At 51.4% G+C, this 19,238-nt stretch carries 10 protein-coding genes; 1 reads left to right on the top strand and 9 read right to left on the bottom strand.

What is annotated here, in order from left to right; all coding sequences use genetic code 11:
* Positions 1-536 precede the first annotated feature (536 nt).
* Complete coding sequence (locus GO013_RS06325; protein WP_163809294.1) at positions 537-10,334, top strand: Ig-like domain-containing protein; 9,798 nt, start codon at positions 537-539, stop codon at positions 10,332-10,334.
* A gap of 167 nt (positions 10,335-10,501) precedes the next feature.
* Here GO013_RS06325 and GO013_RS06330 read toward each other — a convergent pair whose 3' ends face one another.
* From GO013_RS06330 to GO013_RS06370, 9 genes are all read right to left on the bottom strand, one after another.
* Positions 10,502-11,650 carry a pyridoxal phosphate-dependent aminotransferase gene (locus GO013_RS06330; protein WP_163809296.1) on the bottom strand — a complete coding sequence of 383 codons (1,149 nt, stop codon included), beginning with the start codon at positions 11,648-11,650 and terminating at the stop codon, positions 10,502-10,504.
* A gap of 24 nt (positions 11,651-11,674) precedes the next feature.
* Entirely contained in the window at positions 11,675-12,700 is a 1,026-nt protein-coding gene (locus GO013_RS06335) for a sugar kinase (RefSeq protein WP_163809298.1), read from the bottom strand.
* 8 nt (positions 12,701-12,708) lie between these two features.
* Complete coding sequence (eda, locus tag GO013_RS06340) at positions 12,709-13,629, bottom strand: bifunctional 4-hydroxy-2-oxoglutarate aldolase/2-dehydro-3-deoxy-phosphogluconate aldolase (RefSeq protein ID WP_163809300.1); 921 nt, start codon at positions 13,627-13,629, stop codon at positions 12,709-12,711.
* 23 nt (positions 13,630-13,652) lie between these two features.
* On the bottom strand, positions 13,653-14,387 hold the full coding sequence (locus tag GO013_RS06345) for an amino acid ABC transporter ATP-binding protein (protein ID WP_203529421.1): 735 nt from the start codon (positions 14,385-14,387) through the stop codon (positions 13,653-13,655).
* A 16-nt stretch (positions 14,388-14,403) separates the two neighbouring features.
* Positions 14,404-15,063 (bottom strand): amino acid ABC transporter permease, encoded by a 660-nt coding sequence (locus tag GO013_RS06350; protein ID WP_163809302.1) that lies wholly within the window; start codon positions 15,061-15,063, stop codon positions 14,404-14,406.
* 4 nt (positions 15,064-15,067) lie between these two features.
* Positions 15,068-15,727: an amino acid ABC transporter permease gene (locus GO013_RS06355; RefSeq protein WP_163809304.1), complete on the bottom strand. Its 660-nt coding sequence runs from the start codon at positions 15,725-15,727 to the stop codon at positions 15,068-15,070.
* Positions 15,728-15,800: 73 nt separating this feature from the next.
* On the bottom strand, positions 15,801-16,607 hold the full coding sequence (locus GO013_RS06360; protein WP_163809306.1) for an ABC transporter substrate-binding protein: 807 nt from the start codon (positions 16,605-16,607) through the stop codon (positions 15,801-15,803).
* Between the two features lie 81 nt (positions 16,608-16,688).
* Positions 16,689-17,528 carry a MurR/RpiR family transcriptional regulator gene (locus tag GO013_RS06365; protein ID WP_163809308.1) on the bottom strand — a complete coding sequence of 280 codons (840 nt, stop codon included), beginning with the start codon at positions 17,526-17,528 and terminating at the stop codon, positions 16,689-16,691.
* 488 nt (positions 17,529-18,016) lie between these two features.
* Positions 18,017-19,012 (bottom strand): LysR family transcriptional regulator, encoded by a 996-nt coding sequence (locus GO013_RS06370; RefSeq protein ID WP_203529423.1) that lies wholly within the window; start codon positions 19,010-19,012, stop codon positions 18,017-18,019.
* Between the last annotated feature and the right edge of the window lie 226 nt (positions 19,013-19,238).

The raw sequence follows: 19,238 nt of genomic DNA on the forward strand, positions 1-19,238 counted from the left end.
TGCCGGATTTCCCTTTATTGAGGAAAGGAGATGCTGTCAATTCAATATTTATCCTCTTTTTGAAGGATAAAAGTGGACACTTCGGTTTGAGCTTTTTGGCGTTTTTGATGGAGTGTGTCATGAAAGGGTCTGTCATATTTGAATTTTGGGAGACGAAGTGCGCGAAATTTTACGACACAAAGAAATTGAGAAAAGTTTTGGTAGGAAATTATTTTTATAAAAAAAAGATGGTATTTTAGACGGTTGAAGCCCTTAGATAGGATTAGTTATTGAGTGGAGAATAAGAATTTTGAGAGCAAGTTTTAAACAAAAGGCTGTGGAGAATGAATTAAATTAGTAATAAAATGCTTCATATGAGGTATGGTTCAATTATCATAAACTCAGAGCCTTTTGACTATGCACATCTATTTCTCCACATCCTAACATATTAGTTTGTTGTGTCTTTTTATGTTTGACTAAAAAAAGGCCAATATGTATAAAATCTATCATCTAGCTCGAATGTTTTTGCGCGCTCAATATATCTAGTGGAGGACCTAATGACCGATTCCCAGACAAAGACTGTACAAGTAATACTCCCCGGTGCCGGACAAACGGCATCGTACCAATTAGCTGCCGATATTCCTGTCAAATTTACGTTTGATCTTTCGGAGGCAGTTTTTTCTGGTGACAATGGGAATTTGACAATCGCCATTGAAGGCGGAGGAACGGTTGTTCTTGAAGGGTACCAGGCTCTTGCTGATGCCGGCACTATGCCGGTGTTTGAGATGCTGGATGGGGAGCAGGTTGCTGGTGATGTGTATTTGTTTGCCTTTGCAGATGGCGTAGATGGGGCGGACGCAACTTTGGAAACGGCTGGCGAGGGTTCATCTGGAGGGTCCGGAGCTGGTGATTATTCGGATGATGCTGGTCAGATTGGTGACGGGGTTAATGCTCTCGATGGGCAAAGCGAAGCGTATGGCCAACGTTCCGTGACTCCGCTTAGCTCGGACGATGGTGCGGTTGGCAATCTCGCTCCTGAAGCGGCCGATGATTTCAATGAAATCAGCGAATCCGGTCATATCTACGTACAGGATGGCGAGGACTATGAAACGTTGGCCCCCAATACCGTACAGGGCAATGTCCTTGCCAATGATACGGATGTGGACAACGCGCAAAGTGATTTGTCGGTGGTTGACGGTTCTGGCAGCGGAGCGACTTCCAGCGAGAACGGAGTGCTGACCATTGAAGGTGAGTACGGTACACTGACGTTGAATCCTGACGGCTCCTATACGTATGCATTGAATAATGATCTGGCCGCGACACAGGCCATGAACGACGGACAGAGTTATACCGAGACATTCGAATACGTGGTGTCCGACAACGAGGCATTGAACAATTCTGATTCCGCTTCCTTGACCATTTCCATTACCGGGGCCAATGACCAGGCCTTCATCACCGAAGCGTTGAATAACGCGGGCACTGAAGATGTCGTGACCGTGATCGATGGGGAAGACATGGTGGTGGCGTCCGGGAAGCTGGATTCCGTGGACGTCGATCAGGAGCATTCCGGTCAATTCCTGGCCGCAGACAATCCAGATCAGGTGGATGCCAACGGTGGGACGTTTCATATCAACCCGGATGGCAGTTGGACGTACACCATTGCCAACGACGCCATTCAGTATCTGGACAGCGCGCCTGATGCCGATCCGAGCGGCGCGACTTTGTCCATCAATCCCGAATTTACCGTGGTGACCGATGACGGCACGAGCCATACCATTACCGTGACAGTCAACGGGGCCAATGACGCGCCTGACGTTTTCGATGATGCGCTCGACGGTGCGAGCGAAAGTAATGACAGTAACGATGCGGCCTTGTTGCTCGGCAATGTGCTGGCAGATAACGGCGCTGGCGCGGACACGGATGTGGATGCCGGTGATTCCATTGTTTCCGTTGAGGGTGTGGGCACGCTGCCTGCCGGTGTGACGATCAATCCTGACGGGACTGTGTATTTCGATGCCACGGACCCGGCCTATAACGGACTGGCAACCGATCAGACGCAAACAGTCACCTTCCAGTATCGGGCCTATGACGGCACCGAGTATTCCGATCCAGCAACCGTGACATTTACCGTGACAGGAACCAATGATGCGGCGGAAATTTCCGTTGTTGAGGGGACGCTCAACGCGGAGGGCGTTGTTGTTGCTTCGGTGAATGAGATCGATGATAATGCCAATACGCTTGAAGATGCTCCAGACGGTGCTCAGTATCAGTCTGGGAGTGACATGGTCGAGCCGGATGGCACCGCGTTGACCGTCGATGGCGTGCTTCAGGTGAGTGATCCTGATGTGCATCAGGTGAACCCTGACCCGACGGATTCCGGAAATACGAATCCCGATATTGAAGATACATTTCAGTCGTTTTCCGATGTGTCCGGGGATAACGGATATGGTTCGTTTTCCATGGATGCGAATGGACACTGGACGTACTCGGCCAGTAATGACCAGGCCGCTATTCAACAGCTTGCTGAGGGTGAATTCTTGACGGATTCTGTGACTGTCACTTCGTATGACGGAACAGATTCGCAGGTCATTACCGTGACAATCAATGGGACCAATGACGCTCCGGTGATCACGAGTGTTTTTGCCCCGGTGGAAGACTTTGAAGATGGGGCGAATGGTTGGCTGGTTAATGGCGGCGATGTCCCCGTGACGGAAACAGACGGTCCTTTGACGGATTATCTTGGACGCCTTGGCGGAAATGATACACTGACGAAGACGTTTGCGGTTGCTGATGGAACCGATTCGATGACCATTGAATTCGATCTGTATGAAATCGATTCGTGGGACAACGAGAATTTTGTCATGTCGATCAATGGTGAAACCGCTGAGTTTTCATTGGCGCACAATGATGCCTTTAACGGAGAGATTCTGCCATGGCGTGGTGAAGATGGAGCGATCACGGACGGAACGTTTACCGGGCCAAATGGCATCACTTTTACTGTGACGCCCATGACTGGCGATGCGGAAAATCTGGAGCCAGGTGATACTTGGCAGTGGGGCACCGACCAGATTCACCATGTGACGATCACCATTCCGAATCCGGACGGTCAGGTTCACCTTGAATTTTCCGCTGATTTGGATAGCCGGTTGGATGATGAATCCTTTGGGCTTGATAACTTGACGGCCAGTTCGGTTGATGCTGATGGGAATCCGGTCTTTACGGTCATTGAAAATGCGACAGGGCCCGTCGCGGTGGCGCAGCTTGCCTCCAGTGACATGGAAGGGCAGGACGTTCATTATGTCATTAACAGAATTGAAGTTTCAGATTCGGAATATGTCGAGCTTGGGGCTGACGGGCACTACTATGATCAGGACGGAGTCCTTGTCGATGGTGCCGATCTGTTGTTTGCCGTTGACGGCGACCGGATTGTGACGGCTGATGGTGCGAGTTTTGATTATGAGGCCACTAGCCAGTACACCGTGTCTGTGTCTCCGGTCGATACGCAGGGCGGAGTCGGTCAGCCTGTCGATATCACGGTTCAGGTTGGGAATGTGAATGAAGCCCCGAGTGGGGAAGATTTTACCATGACGGTCGGCCTTGATGGTGGGGCTGTCGAATTTTTCGGGGCGGATGGCTCTGAGGGCGGTGTTGGCGAAAATGCCGACCATGTTGCTGATCCAGAAGATTCCTCCGAAGCCCTTGATGTCATGATTACGGAGCTGCCGACTGGTGGCGGGACACTGATGTATAATGGTCGAGCAGTTACTGAAGCCGATCTGGCGACGGATGCTGACGGTGATGGCGTGATCGATGGAAACGGGACACAATTTGATTTGAATGGATTAACATATGTACCCGATTCCGATGGAATAGATGGCGTGCTCCTCGGTTCTCGTCTGGCTGGAGACGCCAGTTTGGATAACTGGGGTGAAGCAGATGGCTTGACTCGGGTTATGACTCTTGGTGACGGCGTTTCTGTCACCACCAGCGTGACGAGTGGCGGCGAGGCTGCGGGGCTTGAACAGTTCCATGGTCAGCAGAATCATATTGGGTACGGTATTGCTGATGCGACGGGAAATGGTGGAAATGACAAGGGATTGAATGCCGGTCCAGGACGGCCCGGGAGTGATGAATTAACGGTCTCTTTTGAAGGCGCGACGGTTTCATTTGCGGAAATTGGCTTTGACGGTCTTGGTGGGCATTTTGATCCGGAAAGCGGTAATTATGAAAATGCAACAGCCGAGTGGACTGCGTATTTGAACGGTGTGGCCGTTGATTCCGGTTCGGTCAGTAGTGATGGAGATCTTTTCAATTCCATCACCATCTCGGGTGTTGAATTCGATTCAATCGTTTTCAGCACGAATTCTGATGTCAACGGTTCGAACTGGGAATTGCGGTATATTGATGCCGAATTTACTGGCTCGGATTCCTTTGAGTATATCCCGATCGATTCCGGTCAGCCTGGAAGTGACGGACCACTGGTAGACCCTGATGGTGCATCCACGGTGACTGTGGAGATTCAGCCTGACAGACCAGTGAATCAGGACATTCAGGCGCAGGACGACTTCCTGTCAATCAACGAGAATGATGCTTCACCGACAGATTTGAATGTCGGGACAAATGATATCGATTTGGATAACACGTTGGGTGAATTGCGATTTTCGCTGGATAATCCGGATGATGCCCCAGAAGGCCTGACGTTCAATGAAGATGGTTCGTATACCTTTGATACTTCATTATACCAGTCGTTGGCAGACGGAGAAGTGTTCGGTGGTGGGCCGATCAAGGTCGATTACACGGCTTCTGATGGCGAGAATTCGTCTCAAGCATCATTATATATTACGATTACCGGCTCCAACGATACGCCGACACTAGATTTGACGGCGGATGCGGCGGGTGTCGATTTTGCTAATACCTATGTTGAAAACGCGGTCTCGATTTCCATCACGGGCAATGCGGCTATCGCTGATGTTGACGCGGGCGCGCAAATGTCCAAGGCGACTGTTTCCTACACACCGCTTGAAAACGCTGATGAAAGTGCATTGCACCTGAATCTGCCGAGCGGATGGAGTGCAGCTGAATCCGTTGATTCTGTCACCGGAGAAATTACTTGGACTATCACCGGACCGAATGGTGATGCTGCGAGCATGGGCGATTTCGAATCGGTTTTGGATGGAATTACTTTTGGGAATGCCGGGGATGATGCTCCTTTGGCCGGTGACCGGGAATTCGCGATCACCGTTTTTGATGATCATGGGGCACCGAGCAATACTGTGGTTTCCACTATTTCTGTCGAGTCCGTGAACGACGCACCCGATGCGGTCGCAGATGTGGTCGAGACCTTGGAAGATACGCCGGTGACGCTGGATGTGTTGGACAATGATACTGATGTTGATGGCGACAGCCTGACCATCGTCAGCGCAGAAGACTCGGCCAATAGCGTGACGGCTCCGGTCGCCGCCAACGGCACGGTGGAAATCGTGACCGTCAATGGCGAGCAGCAGCTCCAGTATACCCCGGATGCCAATTCCAACGGCGAGGACACGATCACATATTCCGTCTCTGACGGGAATGGCGGGTTCGATACCACCACCGTGACAGTCTCGGTCGGCGCGGTGAATGACGCACCCGATGCGGTCGCAGATGTGGTCGAGACCTTGGAAGATACGCCGGTGACGCTGGATGTGTTGGACAATGATACTGATGTTGATGGCGACAGCCTGACCATCGTCAGCGCAGAAGACTCGGCCAATAGTGTGACGGCTCCGGTCGCCGCCAACGGCACGGTTGAAATCGTGACCGTGAATGGCGAGCAGCAGCTCCAGTATACTCCGGATGCCAATTTCAACGGCGAGGACACGATCACGTATTCCGTCTCTGACGGGAATGGCGGGTTCGATACCACCACCGTGACTGTCACCGTTGGCGCGGTGAACGACGCTCCCGATGCGGTCGCAGATGTGGTCGAGACCTTGGAAGACACGCCGGTGACGTTGGATGTGCTTGATAACGACACGGATATCGACGGCGACAGCCTGACCATCGTCAGCGTAGAAGACACTGCCAATGGCGTGACGGTGCCGACCGCCGCCAACGGCACGGTTGAAATCGTGACCGTCAATGGCGAGCAGCAGCTCCAGTATACCCCGGATGCCAATTTCAACGGCGAGGATACGATCACGTATTCCGTCTCTGACGGGAATGGCGGGTTCGATACCACCACCGTGACTGTCACCGTTGGCGCGGTGAACGACGCTCCCGATGCGGTCGCAGATGTGGTCGAGACCTTGGAAGACACGCCGGTGACGTTGGATGTGCTTGATAACGACACGGATATCGACGGCGACAGCCTGACCATCGTCAGCGTAGAAGACACTGCCAATGGCGTGACGGTGCCGACCGCCGCCAACGGCACGGTTGAAATCGTGACCGTCAATGGCGAGCAGCAGCTCCAGTATACCCCGGATGCCAATTTCAACGGCGAGGATACGATCACGTATTCCGTCTCTGACGGGAATGGCGGGTTCGATACCACCACCGTGACTGTCACCGTTGGCGCGGTGAATGACGCACCCGATGCGGTTGGTGATCATTATGGTGAATTTGTCCCTGGTACGACGGCGACTTTCGCCGCTGCGAATGTGGATGTCAGCGGGCGTCAACTTGCTGTTGCCGAGAATGGAATAACCGTCTCTGCAAACATGATTCACGAACATGTAGATGGGACTTTGGAACCGCGTAATGAACCGTATTTCCAGCTTGATTTGAGTACCAAGCAGGGTGGGATAGGGATCAGCGGCCGTAATGATATTGATGCTGGAGAAGTGTCGTTGCGGGATGGAAACAATTGGCACAGTCAGGCAGATGAAGGACTGGTGATTGATCTTGGTGACACTGCGGCACCTTCGGTAACCGTCGAACTCGGGCTTTTGTATCAGAACGGCCCTGATGGTGCCTATACGGAATTGGCGCGTGTGGTTGCCCTTGATGAAAATGGGAATGTCCTGAGTGATGAGACTGTTTCCGGGACATCGGATGGCACTGTTTTTGTCGAACTGGATGGTGGAGCCTCTGATATCGCTCAAGTCATTGTCATGCCAGTTGATAATGGTGCAGGGCTTGTCGGTAATAATTCTGACTTTGTGTTGAATTCCGTGACCGCTGAACGTCCGGGATATTATGAATATCTTGAAGATGGTGGCACTATCGTTTTGGACGCGACCAACAGTGAAGGCTCCGGTATTTTGGACAATGATTTCGACGCTGATGGCGACGCTTTGAGCATCGTGTTGTTCGAAGATGGGACACATCCTGTCGTTGGCGGCAGTGTCACTGTGGACGCGGCAGGTCAGGTGATCTTTTCTCCTGCTGAAAATTTCAACAGTGAACAGAACGGCGACGCATCGTTCTGGTACCGGGCGTTTGATGGTGAAAGTTATTCCGATCCTGTTGAAGTGACCGTGAAAATCGGTGCAGTAAACGACGCACCCGATGCGGTCGCAGACGTCGTCGAGACATTGGAAGACACGCCGGTGACACTGGATGTGTTGGATAATGATACCGATGTTGATGGTGACAGCCTGACCATCGTCAGCGCAGAAGACTCGGCCAACAACGTGGCGGCTCCGATTGCCGCCAATGGCACGGTGGAAATTGTGACTGTCAATGGCGAAGAACAACTCCAGTATACCCCGGACGCCAATTTCAACGGCGAGGACACGATCACATATTCCGTCTCTGACGGGAATGGCGGGTTCGATACCACCACCGTGACTGTCACGGTCGGTTCGGTGGATGATCCGACGACAATTACCGGGCATACCGATGGTGCTGTGCATGAGGATGACCCTGCCGATTTGGATGGCAGCGGTTTTCTCGTCGAGACCGGCAGTGTCTCGTTGACCGATGTGGACAACGATGGAGCCATGGATACCACACGAATCGAAGCGGTTGATGCAGATGGTAATGTTTTGAATGCTGACAATCTCGGTTCCCTGACCATCACTGAAGGTGGAACCTGGGAATATTCGATCGATAATTCTCTGGATGCTGTGCAGGATCAGAATGATGGTGAGAGTTTTAACGAGTATTTCAGGGTCTATACTGAAGATGGTTCAAGTTTTACCGATATCAAGGTGACAGTGCATGGCGAAGACGATAATCATGCGCCGTTAGCTGTTGACGATGTGGCGGACGCTGTGACTGAAAGTGGTGCTACAACTGCGAGTAGCTCGTCGGATTATATGTTGATGGTGGATACGTCCGGGTCCATTTCGCATTCGGAAATGGAACAGACAAAGGCCGCTCTCAACGAGATGCTTGAAACTTTGCAAACGAGTTTGGCCGTTGGTGAAACGTCGACCGTCAGCATTATCAACTTCTGGGATCAAACCGTTTCCCGTACCTTTACCTTGACAGGTGGCGATGATCATGAATGCCATGCGGCACATCGTTTCATCGGGAGATTCGAAGAAGGTGGAGGCACGAACTATACGCTGGCATTCGAGGTTGCGACGAACTTGCTCGCAACGCATCATCCTGATGCCACACAGGTCATTTTCATGTCAGACGGAGAACCGACAGAGGGCGGAGACGGGTGGAAGCAGTTGATTACCCCGATTCAGGACGATCCTGATGTCACGCTTGTTGCGGTCGGTGTTGATATGCCTGCCGAATATGAAGGGACAATGGATCTTATTGATGAAGGGCATGATGCGTCCATGTTGCATTCGGCAAACGATTTGAATGGGTTGCTGCATGATATCCTTTTGCAGACGATTGTCCCGGCGACAACGGCTGAAGGCACTGTACTGGGAAATGATTCCGACCCGGATAGCGACCTTTTGACCGTTGTGTCCATCGCAAACGAGACCGAGAGTGTCGATCTCGTTGATACCACCAACGACGGCGTGGACAATCCGTCCGCGACAATGGTCGGGACCTATGGAACGTTGACTATTCACAGTGACGGTTCGTACGAATACACGCCGGATCAGTCTGCGGCCGAAGCTTTGGCGCAGGGCGACTCTGCAACCGAATCTTTCACGTACACCATTTCTGATGGCAATGGCGGCGAAGATTCGGCCTCGCTCAGTTTTGCCGTGAATGGTGCGAACGATCTCCCGGTGGCTATCGACGACAGTTATCATGGTCTTGTGGTCAATACGCATACCGATGTAGTGACTGATTGGAACGCTGCCGATGGGCAGACATCGTATACGGCAAATGGGATGACCTTCACGGCAAAGTCTCAGGGTGACCCGACTGTCTGGCTGGATTCTCGGGATGATGGTGATGATTTAGGCGTGAATAATGGAGGAACAGATAATAGCAAGAAGATTGATAGTTATGGGCAAAAGGACTCTGTTCTGGTTGATTTTGCCGAAAGCAAGGATTCCGTGACCATTGAATTTGGAAGTTGGAGCGATCATGATGATGCTCGGATTTTCATTAATGGGGTTGCATGGGGCGTGTATTCGAATAATTCCGATACGTTCACTCTGACAGCAGCAGATGATAATGGGGGTGTCCCGATTGATTCTATTGAAATCAAGGCTGTGACACGTGGCGATTTATCGAGTTCCTTTACGCTTGATCGCATTGAAGCCTCGTCGCATTCGGCGGACACTGCCTCTGGTGACCTTCTTTCCAATGATTTTGATGTCGATGCCGGGGATATCTTGAGCGTGACGGCAGTGGATGGGCACGATGTCAGTACAACCGGACAGACCACGATTCATGGCGAATTCGGTGATCTGTCGATTCATGCGGATGGTTCATATGAGTACGTTTTGCATGACGGGTGGCAGACGTTGTCTCATTCCGAGACCGAAACCTTTGAATATACGGTGACGGACGCCCATGGAGCCATGGATACCGCGAATCTTGAAATTCCGATTCATGTCAATGCCAATGTGGTCTCTGCGGTGGATGCGGGCACAACCGAGATGACCGGAACCGTTGGTGAGGATCTCTTCTATGTGTCGGATGATGCCACTATGGTTTCCCTGTCGGATGGCGGTGATGATACCATCTTTGTCGATCCTCAATACATTGGGAACGCGGGTGGTGAGATCACGGTGTCTGGTTTTGGAGAAGGGGATGAATTGGTCCTGAACGATATGGGCGACATGTTTATTTCCATTGATCAGTCGGGATCAGATACGGTGCTGACCATTAACGACGGTCCAGGTGATGTCCAGCCCGCTGATGATTTTACCATCACCTTGACGGATTATTCATTGCACGGCACGGATCAGATCGATTTGCCTGCTGGTCATATGGATATTGGCAGTGACCATGAATCATTGAATTCGCTCATTCAGACCATCATTGATTCACCGGATAAGAATTAGTTGATTAATGCAACACAATCCCGGAATCGGCAGATGCTGATTCCGGTTTTTTTTGCGATGAATTGAAGGCACGAGCTCGACAAAAAGGCCCGGAAGAATATCTTCCGGGCCTTTGAGCATTGATTGGTCGGGCTATCCGTGTCCTGTGGGAGACGGGAAAAGCGGTATTAGACTCTACTTTTGTAGAACGTGCAGAAGCGGTCGATACCTTCTTTGATCTGTGCGGTGTCTGCGCAGAAAGAGAACCGGATGAATTTGTCTGAATCCTGACCAAAAGTCAGGCCCGGAGCCGTGGCGACACCGGTTTCCTTGAGCAGTTCCTTGGCAAAGGTGTAGGAATCCATTCCGGCCTTGGAGACGTTTGCCATGAGGTAGAAAGCACCTTTCGGCGTGGAGAACTCAAATCCTTCGGCCCTGAGCTTGTCCAGAACCAGATCACGGCGTTCACGATATGCTTCGACCATGGTGCCGATGCAGTCCTGAGGTCCGTTCAGTGCGGCTTCGGCCGCTTTTTGCGAGACTGCGGATGCGCAGGACACATAGGGTTCGAGGATTTTGTTCATCTGTGCCGCAACCTGTGTCGGTGCGCTGTAGTAGCCCAAGCGCCAGCCAGTCATGGCATATGCCTTGGACACGCCGTAAATGGAGATGATGTTGCCATTGGGGTCGATGTTTAGCGGCGAATGGTGCTCACCATCAAAAACGATTTTGTCATAGACTTCATCAGAGATAATGTAGATGTCGTGTTTTTTGGCGAATTCGACAAGCTTTTCGACCGTTTCTTTGGAATACACGCCGCCGGTCGGATTGGACGGTGTGTTGACGATCATGACCCGTGTTCTGGGCGTGATGAGCGGTTCGAGGTCTTCGATGCGTGGTTCGAAATTATTTTCTTCACGCAAGGGGTAGAAGACAGGGGTGCGCTCTGTGGCGATAACTTGCATATAGTAGTTAGGCCAGCCCGGATCGGACAGCAAGACTTCGTCGCCGGGGTTGGTCACGGCCATCATGGCTTGTGCCAAGGCAAAGACTGATCCCGGAGCAATACCGATTTGGTCGATGTTGATGTCGGCGCCATCTCTGGTTATTTTGTTCAACGCAGCCTCACGGGTGGAGAGCATACCGTTGTTGGCGGTGTATTTTGTGAAACCATCATGGATTGCTTTGCAGGCGGCTTCCTTGATGTGGTCCGGGGTCTGGAAACCAGGTTCCCCAAGTTCCATATGGATGACATCGTCCATTCCCATGGCCAGGTCCATGATGACACGGATTCCGGAACGGGGCATCTTGTTCAGGGATTCGCAGAGAGTCTTCATAATTTCTTCCTGTAATACTGTTGGTTATCGTTGGTCACGACCCGCTGCACCATCGGCAAGGGCCTGTATTTCTGCTTCGGTCGCACGGAGGAAGTCGCCGGGAATAGAGTGTTTCATGGCCCCGGCGGCTCCTGCAAAATCAATGGTTTTCTGGCAGACACCATGTTTGTCCAAGGCGTACAGAAAACCTGTGGTGAAGGCATCGCCGCCGCCAATGCGGTCAACAATGTCCTTGATCTCAAAAATGGGAGAAATCCACATTTCGTCACGTGTTGCCAGAATTGCGGCAGTGGACTGATGGTCAGCCGACACGGTCCTGCGGACAGTGATCGCAATCTTTTGGATATTCGGCCACTTGGCAAAGACTTCATCGGCCATGGGACGATATGCGGACGGATTGTCGTGGATATCATTTTCAGCAACGCGTGCAGACAGGCCAAGACAGGATTCGAAGTGTCCTTCGTTGCCGACCAGCACGTCAACGTATTCCATCATTTGACGGTAGACATCGATGTGTTTGACTCCATACTGCCACAAGGCGGCCCGCAAGTTCAGGTCGCAGGAAACAGTCAATCCCATTTCCTTGGCAGTTTTCATGGCGTCGAGAGTGCAACGCATGGCGGTTTCCGAAATCGCCGGAGTGATACCGGTGATGTGGAACCAATCACGGTCTGCCAACAGCTCTTTCCAGTCAAACGCGCTTGGGTCTACCTTGGCAATGCAGGAATCAGCCCGGTCATAGACGACTTTGATGGGACGATGGTTTGCCCCTGTTTCGACGAAGTATAGGCCGAGTCGTCCTTCTTGGAACACGGTCTTGGAGATATCAACACCGTGTTTTCGCAGCTCATCACGGACGGTGTCGCCAAGTTCATTTTTTGGCAGTGCGGTGATGAAAGAGACATCTTCGTCAAAGCGTCCGAGACCGACAGCCACATTGGCTTCAGCACCGGCCATGGTCACTTCGAGTGTGGGGGTCTGGAACAGTCGCTCAAAGCCCGGGGCCTTGAGACGCATCATGATTTCACCCAACATGGCATATCGAGTCATGGTGTCTCCTACTGTTTTTCGATGAGTTGGATTGCAATGCCGCCGGCTGTTTCAGCCATCCAGACGGAATTGTTCTCTGTGTCGATCGTTTTGACCTGCTGGCCAAGGCTTTCCAGCCAGACCGCGGCCCGAAGGACGTTGTTGCACGCAATGCGCAGGGTACCAGGAGCGTCGCCCGTGGCGGCCAGTGGGGAGAGACCCGGAATGGAAGACGGAGCAAAGGCCATGGCAAGGGTGTTGAGCATGTTTGAACCGACTTCGTCAGCCCCGGTGCCGATCTCAGCACTGACCAATTCAAAGCCGTGCAGCAGGGCCATGGCTTCTTTGGCGTTTTTGGTGATTTGTTCGAACTGACCGGCTCGGATGTACTTTTGTTTGGCAATCCATGTTCCGCCAACAGCCAGAACAGCGTCGCTTTGCGCATAGTCGGTGATATTGTCAGGACTGATGCCGCCGAGAGGCAGGAATTTCATCCGTTTTTTGAAGGGACCTGCCATGGAGGTCAGCCCTTTCATGCCACCTCTGGATTCGGCTGGGAAGAATTTGACCGCTGGCAGACCGGCTTCAAGGGCCAACTCGATGCCAGTGGGGCTGTCAATGCCGGGAATGATGAGGAAGTCGTTGTCAACACAGTGGCGGACAACCCGTGGGTTGAAGCCGGGAGTGACGATGTAACAGGCTCCAGCGGCCTGAACTTCTTCAACCTGCTCGGGTGTCAGGACCGTTCCTGCTCCGACCAGCATGTCCGGAAAGGCTTCCAGAACCGCTTTGATTGCGTCGCAGGCAACGTCTGTTCTCAGAGTGATTTCCATGGCGGCAATACCACCATCTTTCAAGGCCTTGGCCACAGGTACGGCATCTTCGAGCCGTTCGATTTCAACGACAGGGAAAATGCCTGCTGTCTGGATTGCCTTCAATATTTTTTGCATTGTCTTTCCTTGTATATGGGAGATTAGTCGTGCGTAATCTGGTGCATGAATTGGCGTGTGCGTTCGTGCTGGGGATTGTCGATGAGTTGGCTAGGAGCACCTTCTTCGACGATGACGCCACCGTCCATGAAGATCATTCGGTCAGCGGCCTTGCGGGCAAATCCCATCTCATGAGTGACCACGAGCATGGTCATGCCGGAGTTGCTCAGTTCGTCCATGACATCGAGGATGCCGCCGGTTAATTCCGGGTCCAGTGCGGACGTGGGTTCGTCAAACAGCATGACGTGCGGGTTCATGGCCAAGCCACGGGCAATGGCTGCTCGCTGCTGTTGCCCGCCGGACAGATTGTCCGGATATACGTCAACCTTGTCGACAATACCGACTTTTTCCAACAGGTTTCGACCGATTTCATGGGCTTCATCCAGCTCCATGTTCAGGACTTTTGTCAGAGGCATGGTGATGTTTTCAATGATCGTCAAATGTGGAAACAGGTTGTATCCCTGAAAGACCATTCCGATTCTGCGGCGCAGGTCAAGAAGGTTGGTTTCCGGGGTGTGGACCGATGTCCCATCGACGATGACTTCGCCTGCCTGTATTTTTTCAAGTGCGTTGATGCAGCGCAGCAGAGTGGATTTTCCCGAGCCACTGGGACCCGCGAAAATAACGGTTTCTCCTGGTTCAACATCAAAGCTGACGCCTCGAAGCACTTCAAGTGCTCCGAAACTTTTATGGAGGTCGCGAACAGAGACTATAGGCATGATATATTCCTTGAAACTAGAGTGTCTTTTGTTTGAGTCGTTTTTCCAGATTCGCCGAAAAATGGAGAATCGGGTAGCAGAGTGCAAAGTAGAACACGGACAAGACCGCAAAAGTAATCAACGGTTCCATGTTGGACTGCATTTGCACTCGGGCAACGCGAGTCAACTCTGTCAGGGCGATGACGGAAACAACGGACGTGTCTTTGATGTGCAGGACGATTTGACCGGACAAAGGCGGCAAAGTGAGCTTGAAGGCTTGTGGAATGATGACATACCGCATTCTCTGGTATGTGCTCATGGCAAGTACTTTGGCGGCTTCGTGCTGAACGGTCGGGATCGACTGAAGTGCACTGCGTATGATTTCGGAAACATAGGCACCTGAGTGCATGGACAAGGCTAAAATACCTGTTGTCAATGCAGAGAGCCGAAGACCGAAGAAAGGCAAGACGTAGAACAGGAAGAACAGGATCATCAAGAATGGGAGACCCCGCATGAAATCAACATAGACACGAAGGACTTGGGAAAGGACCGGAACCTTGAGAAAACGGATCAGGCCGGTGAAAGTTCCGAACAGGATAGCCACGATAAATCCGGCCACGGCCAGAAGGAGAGTGGGCGGAAGTCCTCGTTCAGCGAAGAGGACAAAAAGATTACCTATCAATGTGAGGGTTTCCATGATCTTACCATCTCCTCATGCGTTTTTCGAGGAACGAGGTCCCGTAGATAAGAGTCAGGATGATGACGAGGTAAAAGACCATTGCCGGAAGAAAGGCTTCCATGGGCCGAAATGTCACAGCCTGGGTCACTGCTGCGGCCTTTGTCAAATCAACGACACCCATGACGGAGACGAGTGCTGAGTCTTTGACCAGGTAGGACGCCTGCCCGATGAGTGGCGGGAAAATGTTTCGGAATGCCTGGGGCAGGATGACGTACCGCATTTTTTGCGAGTAGGACATGGCCAAGCAATCGGCTGCTTCATACTGCGTGAGGTGAATGGATTCGATACCCGCACGGATGATTTCCGCAGCATAGGCTCCTGAGTTGAGCATCAGAGCGATAACTCCGACCAGGAAAGCCGGAAGAATGATGCCGAATTCGGGCAGTCCGAAAAAGAGGAAATACACTTGCACTAGAAGTGGCGTCGAGCGGATGAATTCCACATAAGCGGTTGCCGCTCGTTTCAGCCAGGGCTTATGTGAGAGTCGGGCCAAGGCGACCAGGACACCCCACAAGACAGAAAGCACGATGCTGATGAGGGAAATGAGGATGGTATTTTGCAAGCCTGTCAAAATGTCAGGCATGTAGTTGACCATCATTTGAAAATTGAAATCGTAATTCATTGTATGGACCGTTTTAACAGGTGAAAAAACGGGGCAGGAATGCTCCTGCCCCGGTGAAATGAACCATTATTGTCTACGGATGCATGTTCCAATCGGCCTGCCAGGGCTTGCCGAGCCACTTCTCATAGATTTCACCGTATTCGCCGGTGCGCATGATCGTCGCAAAGAACAGATCGAGCCAATTTTTCATCCGGTAGGATTCGAAATCGGGACGAACGGCGTAGGCATATGCGTCAGGCTGAATGTTGCCTTCAAGCATGGTCAGTCCCTGCACCTTTTTGGGGAATGTCATGACAATGAGTTCGTCGTTCAAGGCGGCGTCAATACGGCCATCCTTGAGTGCTTTCAACTGGTCGCCATCCAGTTCATAGGTGACGAGTTCTGCGTTCGGCAGCTTTTTCTTGGCAACGGTGGCGCCGATGGCTCCAGCGATGGCACAAACTTTTACGCCGGGTTTGTTCAGGTCTTCCCAGCTCTTGAAGCCTTTGCCATCACGAGCAACTGCAAAAGTACCGGTCATGAGCCAGGGATGCGCAAAGACGACTTTGGTGGCGCGTTCCATGGTGGCGGACATACGAGCACCAACCAGGTCGATACGTTGGGAAAGCAGGGCCGGAATCAGGCCGCCCCATGCCATGTCGGCAACTTCGACTTCAACGCCCATGTATTCGCCGAGTTTATTCATGATATCGATTTCAAAGCCTTCTGGTTCGCCTTTGTCATTGCGATAGGCAAAGGGCGGAGCCGCCAAAGTGGTGCCGATAACGATTTTGCCGTCGGCTTTGATTCTATCCAGAAGATCAGTCTGGGCAGACGCCACAGAACTGAGACTGAAGGTCAATATGAGAGCCAAGGCGACAAGTGACCAGATTTTACGCATAGGAATCCTCCTGCTTTTAATGATTGAACCGCAATTTTTAATCCACACCTAAGACCGTACACAACCGAAAGGGGTGTACGGTTAAATAATTTTTCCAAGAAGCGCGTGTTTTACCTTGTCCAGACGTTCGAACCCCTTATCGCCGACGATCCGCATGGCCACTGCAACAAAAAGCGTATCGAGGAGGGCCAACTGCATGAGCCGACCGGCTTTTGGGGCGAGCCGCAGTGCTATTTCTCGAGAAGAGACACACAGGGGGATATCGCAGTGTTTTGCGACTTCGGAATTCCTTTTTCCAAGAATGCCGATGATTGTGGCCCCGGTTTTTTTTGCTATTTCGGCTGATTCGATGATGTCTTTTGTGGCTCCGGAATGGGAAATGACAACGGCAACGGCTGTCTCGTCGAGCTGTGCAGCACTCATGACCTGCATGTGCGAGTCATTGTAGGCGACACACGGCACGCCAAGACGGAAAAATTTGTGATGGGCATCAAGTGCAATGATGCCGGAACCGCCCATGCCGTAAAATTCCCACCGCTTGGCCGCAACCAATGCGTCCACGGCATCTTCAAGGAGGCGTCTGTCCATGCCGCGTTCGGTGCTGCTGACCGCTTCAACCACAGAGCGCATGACATTGGTGAAAATGGAGTTGACTGAATCGGTCTCGGTGATGTCTTCGAGCACGGTTTTGTCGAGTGGATGCGCACTGGCCAGACGGAGCTTGAGTTCCATGAACCCCTTCAGCCCTAACTGTTTGCAGAACCGGACAACCGTGGGGTCACTTGTCCCAGCGAGGGAGGCTGCTTCGGATATGGAATTGTTCATGACAATGTCGGGAGACGTCAGCACGAGGTCGGCAACTTTTTGTTCCGATTTTCGCATCGTCGGCATTTCAGACCGAATTGTTTCAAAAATATCCATGTGCCCACTCCCCTGTTGTGTCGCTGATAAATTCGTCAGTCAGTCGTTCTTGTAAAATTACAACATTATTACATTGTCGTGTCAATATGACTTTCTCTTTTTGTCTAACGTATGTAAAGTGTTTATATAATGTAATAAGTTTTTAGTTGCTGAGAGATAAAAATATTACAAGTCCGCCCGAAGCGGGGGGAATTGTTGAAGGAAGAGCATCTGGTTTGCTTTTTTTGTAGTTTTATTCGGCTTTGGTTCTGGGGCATGGCGATATCAGCCGATAATGATACTTTTCGGCAAAAAAAGGTGGATCTCAGGGCTTGTTCTCGTCCTGAGTTGTGAGTGAGTGGAGCTTGGAGAACTGCCTGGAATGGGCCGCGTTTTTCTTATTGAGTCAGAAGCGTGTGCGTGTTGACACGCTGCTCATGCGAAATTTTAGCCATATAAGACAGAGGGGCTGGGGCGATAACCGAATTGAGTCGGTTGGGTGTGCATTTTCAAGTCGGGTCGTCTGTGGGGATCGGGTCCGGGTAAATGAATCGCAATCCAAGCCGTTGTCCTCGTGGAGTTTGTCGCGAGTCATCGCTAATTTTTTTGGCGGCCCTGATAATGTGGTTGAGAAAAAGTTTTTCTCTCATCGTTTCCGGTTTATTCGCCAGCTTGAGAATGGAAATATTGTTGGTTGGGTGTTTGGCTTTTTCCCGAATGATGATGACTTCATTGCGTTTGACCAGCCGTTGCACCAGATGGGGCGCAATGATTCCCAATCCGAGGTGACTGCGGACTGCGGTCATGATTGCCTTGTGGTTTGAGACGTTCAGGATGACGTGGACTTTTTCCACCTTGGCATCAAATTGGTGTTTGAACCATTTCTTGATTGAGAGTTTTCCATATTGTTGTGTCAGGTAAGACGCCTTGAGCAATGATTCCAGTGAATGATCGTTTTTGAGGACTGATTCATTGTATTCACGGGAACAGACCAGTGCCACACGTTCTTCGAGCAGCGGCGTCACCTTCAAGCCTGACCAGATGTCTTTTTTGTTTTTTGTCGGGAAATCGTCAATGAAGGCAAAATCGATGTCTCCCTGCTCGACGAGGCGGGCGAGTTTGTCGGGTCGTCCCAGCTTCATATCAAAAGTCACCTTGTCATATTTTTCCCTGAAATCTCCGATAAGCCGGGTTATATGACTGCCCCCAAAAATGATCGGTGCGCCGAACGTGATCTTGCCAGACGGTTCGTTTCGTTCCTGATCCATCTGTTCCATACTTTGCTGTAACCCTTCCATGAGCGGTGCGACTATTTCGAACAGCCGGTTTGCACTGCTCGTGGGAATCAGGCGTTTATGAAAGCGGGTAAAAAGCACGGTCCGAAGCTCTTCTTCAAGCTTTTTCAGTTGTTGACTGACAGCGGACGGCGTTACAAAAAGATCCTCGGCAGCAACGGAAATGCCTTGGCATTTGTACACATAATAAAAAACTCTCAAGCGGTTCATATCGATTTGCATTAGTCACGCTTAATACAGTTTAAAATTATTGTAAATTGCTCTAAGTCAAAAATGTGATTAAACCGTATTTCGCAGGTGTTGATTGTCTGCAACGGGAAATCGATTACACATGGAATCGACTCTGAGGGGAGGGGACCGTTGTTGTGGCGAAGAGAACTTCAGAAGTGGGCGGAGAGTCCTCAGTCACTTTTGATTGGTGCGCAGAGTACAAACC

The organism is Pseudodesulfovibrio sp. JC047 (assembly GCF_010468615.1).
Taxonomy (GTDB): Bacteria; Desulfobacterota; Desulfovibrionia; order Desulfovibrionales; family Desulfovibrionaceae; genus Pseudodesulfovibrio.

Coding starts and splice junctions, on each gene's coding strand:
- GO013_RS06325 (WP_163809294.1), top strand. CDS start 537: ATGACCGATTCCCAGACAAAGACTGTACAAGTAATACTCCCCGGTGCC.
- GO013_RS06330 (WP_163809296.1), bottom strand. CDS start 11,650: ATGAAGACTCTCTGCGAATCCCTGAACAAGATGCCCCGTTCCGGAATC.
- GO013_RS06335 (WP_163809298.1), bottom strand. CDS start 12,700: ATGACTCGATATGCCATGTTGGGTGAAATCATGATGCGTCTCAAGGCC.
- eda (WP_163809300.1), bottom strand. CDS start 13,629: ATGCAAAAAATATTGAAGGCAATCCAGACAGCAGGCATTTTCCCTGTC.
- GO013_RS06345 (WP_203529421.1), bottom strand. CDS start 14,387: ATGCCTATAGTCTCTGTTCGCGACCTCCATAAAAGTTTCGGAGCACTT.
- GO013_RS06350 (WP_163809302.1), bottom strand. CDS start 15,063: ATGGAAACCCTCACATTGATAGGTAATCTTTTTGTCCTCTTCGCTGAA.
- GO013_RS06355 (WP_163809304.1), bottom strand. CDS start 15,727: ATGAATTACGATTTCAATTTTCAAATGATGGTCAACTACATGCCTGAC.
- GO013_RS06360 (WP_163809306.1), bottom strand. CDS start 16,607: ATGCGTAAAATCTGGTCACTTGTCGCCTTGGCTCTCATATTGACCTTC.
- GO013_RS06365 (WP_163809308.1), bottom strand. CDS start 17,528: ATGGATATTTTTGAAACAATTCGGTCTGAAATGCCGACGATGCGAAAA.
- GO013_RS06370 (WP_203529423.1), bottom strand. CDS start 19,012: ATGAACCGCTTGAGAGTTTTTTATTATGTGTACAAATGCCAAGGCATT.